Genomic DNA, 12,262 nt, shown 5'->3' with positions numbered 1-12,262 from the left:
AAAGGGCTGAAAAGTTTACTTTCTCGTTATTTAGAACTTTGTTAACCTTTTGGAACCGCCGTATGCGGACCCGCATGTACGGTGGTGTGAGAGGACGGGGGCTAGCCGCCCCCTCCTACTCGATTATGAATGGATAATCATTACCGCTTCAGATCGAAACGATCCGCGTTCATGACTTTCACCCATGCCGAGATGAAGTCGCGGACGAATTTCTCTTGGTTGTCATTCTGAGCGTAGACTTCGGCAAGGGCGCGAAGAATGGAGTTCGAGCCGAATACGAGGTCCACGCGAGTGGCCGTACGCACGACTTCGCCCGTCTTCCGGTCGCGGCCTTCGTAGACGATGCCGTCTACAGGCTTCCAAGCGACGTTCATATCCAGAAGGTTCACGAAGAAGTCGTTCGTGAGCGTGCCCACGCGGTCCGTGAATACGCCGTGACGAGTGCCGCCGTAGTTCGTGCCGAGGACGCGCATGCCGCCGATAAGGGCCGTCATCTCTGGCGCGGTAAGGCCGAGCAGCTGCGCCTTATCGAGCAGAAGCTCCTCTGCGCTTACGCTGTACTGCTTCTTCTGATAGTTACGGAAGCCGTCGGCGACAGGCTCCAGAACGGCGAAGCTCTCCAGATCCGTCTGCTCCTGCGTCGCGTCGCCGCGTCCTGCGGCGAATGGAACCGTCACGTCAAAGCCCGCGTCGCGAGCGGCTTTCTCGACCGCGGCGCTGCCGCCGAGCACGATCAAATCGGCCAAGCTTACTTTCCTGCCGAAGTCCGCTTGAATGCCTTCCAGAATCGATAGGACGTTATCCAGCTGCTGCGGCTGATTCACTTCCCAATTTCTTTGCGGAGCCAGTCGGATGCGCGCGCCGTTGGCGCCGCCGCGCATATCGGAGCCGCGGAAGGTGCTGGCCGAAGCCCAGGCCGTCGTTACCAACTCGCTGACCGAAAGCCCCGTAGCCAAAATTTTCGCCTTCAGCTCGGCTGCGTCCGCGTCCGTGAGCACGTATTCGGCAGCCGGAACAGGATCCTGCCAGATCAGCACTTCTTCCGGAACCTCCGGCCCCAGGTATCTGTCGCGAGGCCCCATGTCGCGGTGCGTAAGCTTGAACCATACGCGGGCGAAAGCGTCCGCGAACTCTTCCGGGTTCTCATAGTAACGGCGGGAGATTTTCTCGTAGACCGGATCCATGCGGAGCGCCATATCCGCGGTGGTCATCATCGTCGGAACGCGAACGGACGCGTCCTCCGCATCCGGCGCAAGATGCTGTTCCGCAGGATTGACGGCATGCCAGATATGCGCGCCTGCCGGGCTCTTCGTCAGCTCCCATTCATAGCCGAACAGCATTTCGAAGAAGCCGTTGTCCCATTGCGTCGGGTTGGCCGTCCAGGCGCCCTCGACGCCACTCGTGATCGTGTCGCGGCCTTTGCCGGAGCCATGCGTGCTTAGCCAGCCGAGGCCTTGCGCTTCGATCGGAGCCGCTTCCGGATCCGGACCGACAAGCGCGGCATCGCCCGCGCCGTGCGCCTTGCCGAACGTATGGCCTCCTGCAACCAGGGCAACCGTTTCTTCGTCGTTCATGCCCATGCGTCCGAACGTTTCGCGAATGTCGCGCGCGCTAGCGAGCGGATCGGGATTGCCGTTAGGGCCTTCCGGATTGACATAGATAAGACCCATCTGGACGGCTGCGAGAGGATTCTCGAGATCACGGTCGCCCGAGTAGCGATTGTCGCCCAGCCATTCCTTCTCGCTGCCCCAGTAGATGTCTTCTTCCGGATGCCAGACGTCCGCGCGGCCGCCGCCGAATCCGAACGTTCTGCCGCCCATGGACTCGATCGCGACATTACCGGTCAGAATCATCAGGTCGGCCCAAGAAATTTTGTTGCCGTACTTCTGCTTGATCGGCCAAAGCAGGCGACGGGCTTTATCCAGGTTGCCGTTGTCCGGCCAGCTGTTCAGTGGAGCGAAGCGCTGCGTGCCGCTTCCGGCGCCGCCGCGGCCGTCACCCGTGCGGTATGTACCTGCGGAGTGCCAAGCCATGCGGATGAAGAACGGACCGTAATGGCCGTAATCGGCCGGCCACCAGTCCTGGCTGTCCGTCATGAGATTGCGAAGGTCCTGCTTAAGAGCTTCATAGTCCAGCTTCTGGAATTCCTCCGCGTAGTTGAAGTCTTCCCCCAGCGGATTCGTCTTGCGATCATGCTGATGAAGAATATTGAGGTTCAACTGGTTAGGCCACCAGTCTTTATTGGAAGTAGCAGTAGATTTGTGACTTGTTGCGCTGCCGTGCATAAACGGACATTTGCCTGCGCCCGCGGAAACCATACCGTCCATTTGTTCATCTCCCATTCGATTAAATATAGTAGCAATAAATCATATGCTCTACTTCCTTTTATAAGGCTATTTGCGACCGAAATCAACGGAATAATTGAACTTTCATGCAATCTTCACCCCGTCCTCATCTGGAATTAATGCGGCTTGATTTTTTTGGCTTTGCTTGACAAATCATGACAGGAAACGGTATGCTGATTTCATAATGTTAGTGACCACTAACTAACAGAAACGCCTCGTTGAAGAAGGTGAAGAAATGGAAATGAAGACGAAGCCGGATAATAAATCCAAGCTTATGAGAGCGGCAATACATTTGATGGCGGAGAAAGGCTACAAGGGCGTATCGACTAAAGAGATCGCCGCCGCGTCAGGTGTCAGCGAAATGACGTTGTTCCGCAATTTCGGCAGCAAGCTGAGCTTATTGGAGCAGGCGGTGGACCGCTATCACTACTCCGTCGAAATGACGCAGGTTTTTAACCGGGAATTGGTTTGGGAGCTGAGGAAGGATCTGCTGACTATCGGCCGGATTTATTATGAATTGATGGATCGTAACCGCAAGCTGTTCCTTATCGTCTTGCAGGATAACGATCTGGCCTCGATTCGGGAGAAGGCGCAGAGTCACCCTCGGAAGCTCCGGGAGCTGCTTTCGGATTACTTTGCGGAGATGCAGCGAAGGAATAAGATGATTGAGGTGGACGCCGAAGCGCAAGCGATGACGTTCATGTGGATGAATTACGGAGCGTTCATGTCTCAATTGTTCAGTCCGTCTCCGCTTTCTTCCCTCACGCCGGAGCAGTTCCGGGAGTCGAGCGTCGACTTGTTCGTGAGGGCGCTCAGCCCATAATTTTATTATCATGAGGAGAGGTGATTCGATGGGCAACTCGCAATATACGGCGCAGAAGCCGGTGGGGAAAACAGCGAAAAGCGGGTTCCAAATCGGTGTCCGAAGAACGCTGCCGATCTCGCCGGAGCAGGCTTGGGCGTATCTTACGTCGTTGGAGGGGACTAGGCTCTGGATGGGGACCGTCACTAACCTAACCTGGAACGAAGGGGATTGTTTTGCGTCCGCCGAAGGCGTTTCGGGCGAGCTCCGGGTCGTGAAGACGCTGAGCCAGCTGCGCCTGAAATGGGAGAGAGAGGACTGGGCGAAGCCGTCCACGCTGCAAATCAGGCTGCTGCCAGGCAAGCCGGGCCATACGACGATCAGCTTTCATCAAGAGCATTTGGAAGACGAGAACACGAGGGAAGAGATGAAAGTTTTCTGGGAGAACGTGCTGCGCGAGATCAAACTCCATTGTGACAATAAACTTTCAAAGGAGCTGAAAGCCGATGAATAAGTTCAGCCATATCGATCTGCGGGTCAACGATTTGAGCCGCGTCCTGCCGTTCTACGAGAAGCTTCTGCCCGCGCTTGGCTTCACGCGCGCGTTTCACAGCGCGGATTGGAGGGTGTTCGCGGGAGAAGGCGAGCTGCCGAGAACCGCCTACTTCGCGATTACGGAGGACCGGGAGCACCAGCCGAATGCGAATCTAATCGGCTTCTGGGCCGATGACCGAGAGGAAGTCGACCGGATGGCCGAGCTGGTTCGGGAAATTGGAGGCACGATTAACGACGGCCCCCGGCTCTTTCCGATCAGCCCGACGTACTACGCCGTCTTTTTCGAGGATCCATGCGGGAATAAGTATGAAATCGTACATCGACTGAATTAACGAGGATTAATCGGAGATATTGGCACGGCCTGACGGCTGTGCTTTTTTTTATGCGGGTGAAATCGGTATGGACAATAATTAGATCCATATGGACGGAATCCACCAAGAGGTCAAGGCCGTGACGGAAAACCGCCGTTATAAATCGTCCATATTTCCCTAACTGCGCTTGATACTCGCGGGCGGGGATTTTCTTTATGATTGATTTATAAAGCGCTTTCTTTTTCGAGGAGGACAACGATGAAACGAATGTTCGAGCCCGTCGCGTTCGGCAACGCGAAGCTTCACTGGGATTACCGGCTCTGCAACACCGAGCAATACCGGGGCTTCTATCACTGGCATCAATGCTGCGAAATGTTATATGTGCACGAAGGCTCCGGGCGCGTTGTCGTAGACGGAGAGACGTTCCCGATCCGCCCGGGCATGCTGTTCTTCTTCCGCCCTTATCAGCTGCATCAGGTCATGGCGGACGTAAGCCCGCAGCAGCCTTACTCGCGTACGATCGTTTTTTTCGATCCGCATCTCGTGGACGATCTGCTTCGGCCGTTCGTGAAGCGGCATTCCTTGTACCGGGCATTATGGCGCGGGAATCAGAAGTCGATGGCCTTCGATCTATCCGCGTTCGGGGACGAAATCGAGCGGAATTACGAGCAGTATCAATGGCTGCGAAGCCGGGGGATGGGCGAGGACGCGGAAGAAATCGCCATGATGATCCTGCGCAATATGGAATGCTTGCTTCGCAGCAGGGCTGCGCCGGCGTTGCAGGCTCAGCGCTCCGAGGAGTGCAGGACGGCGGGCTATGCCCAGCAAGCGATGACCTGGATCGACGAGCATTATCAAGACAGCTTTCATTTGGACGATCTTGCCGCCGCGCTTCATTTGTCCAAATTTTATTTGTCCAAGCTGTTCCACGAAGAGACGGGGAGTACGCTCAAGGCTTACATTACGGCCGTACGGATCCGGCATGCCTGCCGGCTGCTGGAGACGACGGCCAAGTCGATCGAATGGATCGGGAGCGAGGTCGGCATACCGAACACGTCGTATTTCGTCCAAGTGTTCAAGCAGGAGGTCGGCACGACGCCGCTCAAGTACCGGACGGGAGCCGGCATGGGTGGCCGGCCTAGCGGCTTGAAAAAAATAAAATGAACGACAATAAACCAACATTTTCGGACATGGAATTATCATTACGGCCATCGGATCGAAGGTACAATGGCCATATCAACGAACGATGCCGCGTGCAAAAGGGATGACAGGAAGGACGTGTAGGAAGTGAGTCATTTGAATAGCTCCAATATTCAAATAAATGAAAGCGATAGCAAAACGGCCGTGAATCGGCTTCGGAGCTGGAAGGCGACGTGGAAGGAGTACAGGAAACATAAATTTTTGTTCCTGATGCTGGTTCCGATCCTGGCTTGGTACGGCATTTTCCACTATGGTCCGCTGTACGGGATCATGCTGGCGTTTAAGGATTTCAGCCCGGTCAAGGGAATATGGGGCAGCGATTGGGTGGGGCTCGAGCATTTCAAATATTTGTTCTACCAATCGCCAGACTTCGCCCGCATCTTCCGCAATACGGTGTTAATCAGCTTGTACAACATCGTGTTCGGCTTTCCGGCTCCGATCATATTGGTGCTGATGCTGAACGAAGTGCGGTCGAGCTTGTTCAAGAGGTTCGCGCAGTCCATCTCGTACGTGCCGCATTTCTTCTCTTGGGTCATTCTGTCGGGCATCATCATCGTCATGCTGTCGCCGAGCGAAGGCCCCGTGAACTACATTCTGCATTTGTTCGGCGCGGAGCCGATCTACTTCCTGGCCGATCCCGAATATTTCCGTCCGACGCTGGTCGTGACGAACATCTGGAAGGAAATCGGTTGGGGAACGATCATCTATCTGGCCGCGTTATCGGGCATCGACCCGACGCTCTACGAAGCGGCCGTCATCGACGGAGCGGGGCGCTGGAAGAAGATGTGGCATATTACGATCCCGTCGATTCTGCCGGTCGTGTCCATCATGTTCATCCTGTCGCTTGGCGGCATCCTGAACGCGGGGTTCGATCAAATCTTCAACTTGTATTCGCCGGTCGTCTACGAGGTGGCCGACGTGCTCGATACCTTCGTGTACCGGGCGGGTATCCAGCAATCGCAATTCGGACTCACGACGGCGGTCGGATTGTTCAAAAACGTGATCGGCATCGCTTTGGTGCTCGGCACTAACTTTATCGTGAAACGATTGGGGCAAGAAGGGGTTCTGTAAGAGGACCCCGATCGGGAGGAGAAAGAATGCGCTATGAAACCTAAATTCGGCGAGCATCTATTTCAGACGGTGCTTATCATTATCATCTCATTGTTATGCATTTCAACCATTTATCCGTTCATCCATGTCGCTTCGGTGTCGCTGAGCAGTCCGAGCGAAGCCGGCCGGTTCGGCTTTCATCTGTATCCGAAAGAGATCGACTTCTTTGCCTGGAAGCAGGTGCTGAGCCAGACGAAAATTTGGATCGGCTTCGGCAATTCGGTGTTTCGCACGGTTGTCGGCACGTTCCTGACCTTGATTGCGATGTCGCTCTGCGCGTATCCGCTATCCCGCAAATATTTGCCGCATCGCAGCTTCTATACGATGATCATCCTGTTCACGATGTTTTTCGGCGGGGGCACGATTCCGACGTTCCTGCTCATCAAAGAGCTGAACCTAATGGACAGCGTCTGGGTGTACATCGTGCCGGGACTCGTCCCGACCTTCTCCATGCTGGTCCTGCGCAACTTCTTTATGGCGATACCCGCCGAGCTGGAGGAGTCCGCGAAGATCGACGGGGCGAACGATATCCGTATCTTGTTCGGCATCATCCTGCCGCTGTCGAAGCCGGTGCTCGCGACGCTCGCGTTATGGTCGGCGGTAGGGCACTGGAATTCATGGTTCGACGCCGTCCTGTATATCACGGATGCCGACAAACAAGTACTGCAATTTTTCCTGAGGGAAATCGTCATTACGAATACCGACGCCGAGACGTTCGGCCGGACGGTTGTCGGCAATTTCAAATACGGCCCGTCCATCAAAGCGGCCACGATCATCTTCGCCGCCTTGCCGATCCTGATCGTCTACCCGATCCTCCAGAAGTACTTCGTGAAAGGCACGATGATTGGTTCCCTCAAAGGGTAACGGATATATTCGGGGGCTTCCAAGCTTTCCGTTTATATAGGAAAATAGCAAGTAACTAAGGGGAGGTTCACAAGAAATGAAGAAATTAAGCAAGCTGAGCCTGGCGCTTGCGCTGACCGCTTCGCTGGTCGCAGCAGGCTGCTCGAACAACGGCGGCAACGTCAGTCCGACCGGGAGCGCGAACGCACCGTCGAATGCCGCAAATGGCAATTCGGACAATGAGGAGCCGATCGTCATCTCGACCAATGCCTCGACATGGGATATCCCGACCAACGACGATAATCCGACGCAGAAGTATTTGGAAGAGCGCTATAACGTCAAGTTCGTCAACATGAGAGGCACCGACGAGAACTTCAAAGTGAAGGTCGCTTCCGGCGAAATACCCGATATTTTCGTTCATAACGCAACCGAAGCCGATATGGCGAACTGGGCCCGCCAAGGCGTTATCGCCGAGATTTCAATCGATGAAATCAAGCAGCATATGCCGAATTACATCGCGCATGTCGAATCTATCAATTCGAATCCGTGGGACGTCGGCATGATCGACGGCAAAAACTACGGCGTGCCCCGCAACTGGCTGAACGGCTCTTACGGCTTCATCCCGACGTTCAACGGCGAGTGGCTGAAGGCGATCGGCTACAACGAGCCGCCGCAGACGATCGAGGAGCTGGAGGACGTCTTGACGAAATTCCGCAATAACGATCCGGACGGCAACGGCGCGAAGGACACGTACGGCATGAGCGGCCGGAGCAAGGACGTGCGCGTCCAATTGTTCAACTCGATCTTCGCGGCTCACGGCATCAACCCTTATCACTTCAAGCTGGCCGATGACGGCACGATTACTTGGGGCGGTATTACGGGCGAAGCCAAGGAGACGCTGAAGCTGCTCCGCAAATGGTATGAAGGCGGCCTTATCGATCCAGAGTTTATGACGGATGACGGCGCGCTGGTCGACCAGAAGTTCTTGAGCCAGAAGCTCGGTTATTTCGACCACAAAATGTATCATCATAACTTCGCGGGCGAAGCGGCCGCCAAGGAAAGCGGCATTACGCAAGTGTACGGCAAAGGCTTGACCGGTCCTGGCGGCGCCAACCTGGTCATGTCGAACGGCATGAGCCAAGTTCCGCTTCTGTTCGGCAAGCAGGTGGAGGAAGACGATGCCAAGCGCGTTCGCATTCTGACCATGCTTGAAGATATGGTAACGAACGAAGAGCCTTACCTCCGCACCATCTTCGGTGTGGAAGGCGAGTCGTACGATCTGGTCGACGGATTCGTCGTGATGAAAGAGGAATACACGGCGACTCCGGACAAAGCCCGCGAGATGGGCATCGGCGGCTATTACAATCCGCTCGTAGAGCGCGATACCGAGATGTGGAAGTTCCACTTCACGCAAGAAAGATTGGATTTCCGCGACAAGGTGAACGAAGGCCTCAATATCGTCAGCGACGTTCTCGGGCCGACGGCTCTCGAGAGCAAAGCGAAGTACATCGCGATCCTGAACACGCAGCAGGATGAGTTCTACGTGAAGGCGATTATCGGGAAGGACGACGTGGATCAGGCATTCGAAGCGTTCAAGGCGCAATGGCTGAAGTCCGGCGGTCAAGAAATGATCGACGAAGCGACGAAAGTATACCAAGAGCGTCAAGCAGCGAAATCTTAATCTGGTTATTCAGGAATGGCAGCTTAGCTGCCTTTTCCTGTTTTTTCGCTTTTATAGGCGCCACGCATTTTCTTTTGCAATTGGCAAGGGGACATGCGATCATTACGAATAGAAAGACGAGAAATCAACAAGAGGTTGTGGTGCGATGTTCAGCTTGGCGCTTAGCAGGAGCAGGAGGGCGTTGAAAAGCCTGCCGATCGGCTATCAGCTCTCCTTTCTGGTAGCCGTTATTATCGTCGTGGTGTTGGTCATTCTGTATGCCAACTACTTGAAGGCCGCCGAGGTCGTGGAGAAGAAGAACAGCGAATACCATACCGAAATGATCGCCCAGATCAACCGGACGATCGCTTCCAACACCGACGCGATCAAGCGGGTGCTGCTCAGCGTCGCCTACAATCCGAAGATCGTGCAGCGATACCTGGTCGAGACCGATCCCGTCGAAAAATATATCCAGTACACCAACCTGGTCAGCTACTTAACGGACATGAAAAACATGAAGGACGGCATCCTCGATATCGCGCTTATAAGTACCGACGGAACGACGTTCAGTCTGAGCGGCGATATTAACAATCTGCTGCCGATTGCGGAAGAAATTCCAAGAAGAGGTTCGTTTTATTTCTCCGGCGTGCAGAAGATGCGCTATTACCAGAACCGGGATGTCTTTGTCGTAGGCAGTCCCATCTATACGATGATGGACTACGACAACGAGAGCAAGTCCGGGCTTATCATGCTCGTTCTGGACGCGAATATGCTGCTCGGCTCGCCGCCGAACCAGGAGCGGCTGGGCGGCAGCAAGCTGTACGCGCTCGACCGTCACGGCAACGTGTTCTATGCGAATGATCCGGAGGCGCAGTCCGGTACGCCTTATGCCGAGATCGTCTCCGAGGAATCGGATGCCAGCTTCTTCATTCAGAGGGGAGCCATACCGGACATCAAGGGCGAGCTCGTGCTCAAGCTGCCGAGAAGCGAGCTTCTGAGCGGTGTGGAGGAGATCCGCCGGGTATCGCTGCTGATCCTGTTCGCCGCGCTCCTGCTCCTTACGGTGCCGTTCCTGCTGATCGTGGGCAATATTCTGAGACCGCTTAAGAAGCTGATGCGCTTCATGAACGACTTTAAGCTGGGCCATCTCCGCAATCTGAACAACCGGATCAGCCTGCAGGGGTACGCCGAGATCACGAGCATGGCCAGCGATTTCAACCGGATGCTGGACGAGATCGACGGGTTGACGAAGCAGCTGCTCGACAGCAACACCAAGCTTTACGGCGCGGAGCTCGTCAAGAAGCAATCGGAGCTGGCGTTCCTGCAGAGCCAGATCAATCCCCACTTCCTGTACAATACGCTGGAATCCATCAAAGGAATGGCCGTCGAGGAAGGCTCGGATAAAATTTTTCATATGGTCAAGTCTCTCGCATTCGTATTCCGATACAGCATCAAAGGCGCGGATTTCGTGACCTTGCAGGAAGAGCTAACGCTCGTCAAAAGCCATGTGCATATTCAGCAAATCCGGTTCGGCAACCGGTTTAACGTCGATTACGCCATTCCCGACAGCCTTCTGGACTGCCAGGTGCCCAAGATGATCCTGCAGCCGCTGGTCGAGAACGCGATCTTCCACGGCATCGAACCCCGTACCCAGGGCGGGCTGCTGGAAATCGCGGCCGAGCAACGCGAGGGAGCGCTTTGGCTAACGGTTTCGGATAATGGAGCAGGCATGTCGGAGGAGCAGCTACGGATGCTGAGAGAGAGGCTAGCGTTCGTTCAGGATATGACGGACGATCAGCGGTCGAATATCGGTCTGGTCAACGTCAATAACCGGATCAAGCTGTATTACGGCGAAGCCTACGGCATTACGATCGCAAGCAAGGCTGACGACGGTACGACGGCTACGATAAGCATGCCGATGAGGAGGGGCGACGATGTACAACGTATTTCTGGTTGACGATGAGGAGCTGGTCATTAAGAGCTTAATCGCGAGCGTCGATTGGCAACATTACGGATTCGAGGTAGCCGGTTATGCGCTTAGCGGACTGGAAGCGTACGAGCGGATTCAGACGCTTCGGCCACATCTCGTGTTTACCGATATTCGCATGCCGGGCATGAGCGGCCTGGAGCTCATCAAGCAGCTCAAGGACATGGCCAGCCAATCGTTGATCGTCGTGCTTAGCGGGTATGCCGAATTCGCGCTTGCCCAGAAAGCGATCAATTACGGCGCCTTCGGCTATTGCTTGAAGCCTTTCGACGATATGGAAATTTCGGGCTTTCTGAGAAAAGCCGCGGCGCTCCTCAAAAATCGGGAGTCGGCCAAGGACGTCGACATTCTCGAATATTTGGAGACGGATTCATCGGAGAACGAGCGGAAGCTGAGAGAAATCCTGCTGGCTTCGGGCATCGATCCGGACGGCGGCCAAGGCATGATGGCGGCCGTGAGTCTCGGCAACAGTCGACTGTCGCACGACAGCTTGCAGCGGGGAATCGCCGTTCGGGTCGGCATGCGAAAGTATGCCTACCTGCTTCAGGAGAATGCTTCCCTGCGCGAGGCGCTCGAGAAAGGCGCGACGTCTGGGACTGGCTGCAAGGGGCTTGGCGTCAGCCGCACGATCCGGCGGCTGACCGATATTCGCCTGGCCATTCAAGAGGGCGAACGGGAAGCTTATCGTTATTTTACGGCCCGTTCCGTAACCGGAGGCTTGACTCGCGAGGACGCCATGACAAGCAGACGACAGGCGCTGCGAGCGTTCGAAGAGGCCGTCGGGAAGAAGGACGCAGCCGAAATCGGGAGCTGCTTGGATAACGCGGGCCCGCTGTTTGCCGACGGGCGCATGGACATCCAGGATGCCTTGACCCTCTACAACCAAACGCTTGCCTTCGTGAACCGCGAGCAGGAGCAAATGTGGGAAGAATATATGTATTCGTTCGAGCAGCTGACGGAATGCTACTCGTCCGTGCAGGATATGCTCGGCCACTTAAAGGATATGGTCGCGACCACGCGCAAGCCTTCGGGCTCGCCGCAGATCCGAAACCGCTCCTTCAAGGCCATTCTGGAATACGTGGAAGAGCATTATCGCGAGGACCTGTCGATCCAGCTGTTATCGGAGCAGTTCAACGTCAACGCGAATTACATCAGCCAATTATTCCGGAAGGAAGCGGGGACGACCTTCACGCAGCATCTAACGGAGCTGCGGGTCGACTACGCGTGCCGTCTCCTAACCGAGACGGACCTTCCCATCAACGAGATCGCGGAGCAGTCGGGCTACAGCGACTACTTCTATTTCAGCCGCATCTTCAAGCGCAGCACGGGAACGACCCCAAGCAGCTATCGGGCTTCCCGAGCCTAGAAAATAAAACAGCGACAGCCACGGACGAGAACATGGGCTGTCGCTATTTTTTGGCCATCGAGCCTTACCTTAAGACATAGATT

Annotated in this window: 10 protein-coding genes; 9 read left to right on the top strand and 1 reads right to left on the bottom strand. The window is 55.3% G+C overall.

Annotated features, from left to right (window positions below; genetic code table 11):
- Window positions 1-140: 140 nt before the first annotated feature.
- On the bottom strand, window positions 141-2,327 hold the full coding sequence (gene katG / locus NQZ67_RS27340; RefSeq protein ID WP_257452229.1) for a catalase/peroxidase HPI: 2,187 nt from the start codon (window positions 2,325-2,327) through the stop codon (window positions 141-143).
- A gap of 253 nt (window positions 2,328-2,580) precedes the next feature.
- Here katG and NQZ67_RS27335 point away from each other — a divergent pair, with 253 nt between their 5' ends.
- The 9 genes from NQZ67_RS27335 (at window position 2,581) to NQZ67_RS27295 (ending at window position 12,179) form a co-directional block, all read left to right on the top strand.
- Window positions 2,581-3,168 (top strand): TetR/AcrR family transcriptional regulator, encoded by a 588-nt coding sequence (locus tag NQZ67_RS27335; protein ID WP_257452227.1) that lies wholly within the window; start codon window positions 2,581-2,583, stop codon window positions 3,166-3,168.
- A gap of 28 nt (window positions 3,169-3,196) precedes the next feature.
- Window positions 3,197-3,661: an SRPBCC domain-containing protein gene (locus tag NQZ67_RS27330; RefSeq protein ID WP_257452226.1), complete on the top strand. Its 465-nt coding sequence runs from the start codon at window positions 3,197-3,199 to the stop codon at window positions 3,659-3,661.
- Entirely contained in the window at window positions 3,654-4,034 is a 381-nt protein-coding gene (locus NQZ67_RS27325) for a VOC family protein (RefSeq protein WP_257452225.1), read from the top strand. The genes NQZ67_RS27330 and NQZ67_RS27325 overlap by 8 nt, the downstream gene beginning before the upstream one ends.
- A gap of 237 nt (window positions 4,035-4,271) precedes the next feature.
- Window positions 4,272-5,177 carry an AraC family transcriptional regulator gene (locus NQZ67_RS27320; RefSeq protein WP_257452223.1) on the top strand — a complete coding sequence of 302 codons (906 nt, stop codon included), beginning with the start codon at window positions 4,272-4,274 and terminating at the stop codon, window positions 5,175-5,177.
- A gap of 123 nt (window positions 5,178-5,300) precedes the next feature.
- Window positions 5,301-6,284, top strand: coding sequence for an ABC transporter permease (locus tag NQZ67_RS27315; RefSeq protein WP_257452222.1), 984 nt, complete (start codon window positions 5,301-5,303; stop codon window positions 6,282-6,284).
- Window positions 6,285-6,317: 33 nt separating this feature from the next.
- Complete coding sequence (locus NQZ67_RS27310; protein WP_257452220.1) at window positions 6,318-7,187, top strand: carbohydrate ABC transporter permease; 870 nt, start codon at window positions 6,318-6,320, stop codon at window positions 7,185-7,187.
- A gap of 76 nt (window positions 7,188-7,263) precedes the next feature.
- Window positions 7,264-8,847 carry an extracellular solute-binding protein gene (locus tag NQZ67_RS27305; protein ID WP_257452219.1) on the top strand — a complete coding sequence of 528 codons (1,584 nt, stop codon included), beginning with the start codon at window positions 7,264-7,266 and terminating at the stop codon, window positions 8,845-8,847.
- Window positions 8,848-9,028: 181 nt separating this feature from the next.
- Window positions 9,029-10,783: a sensor histidine kinase gene (locus NQZ67_RS27300; protein WP_257452218.1), complete on the top strand. Its 1,755-nt coding sequence runs from the start codon at window positions 9,029-9,031 to the stop codon at window positions 10,781-10,783.
- The gene (locus tag NQZ67_RS27295) at window positions 10,761-12,179 is read left to right on the top strand and encodes a helix-turn-helix domain-containing protein (protein WP_257452216.1); all 1,419 of its coding nucleotides are present in this window, start codon (window positions 10,761-10,763) and stop codon (window positions 12,177-12,179) included. Before NQZ67_RS27300 ends, NQZ67_RS27295 begins: the two co-directional genes overlap by 23 nt.
- The last annotated feature ends 83 nt before the right edge of the window (window positions 12,180-12,262 follow it).

Source organism: Paenibacillus soyae (assembly GCF_024623455.1).
Taxonomy (GTDB): domain Bacteria; phylum Bacillota; class Bacilli; order Paenibacillales; family Paenibacillaceae; genus Pristimantibacillus; species Pristimantibacillus soyae.
This window is presented reverse-complemented; position numbering and strand designations above follow the sequence as displayed.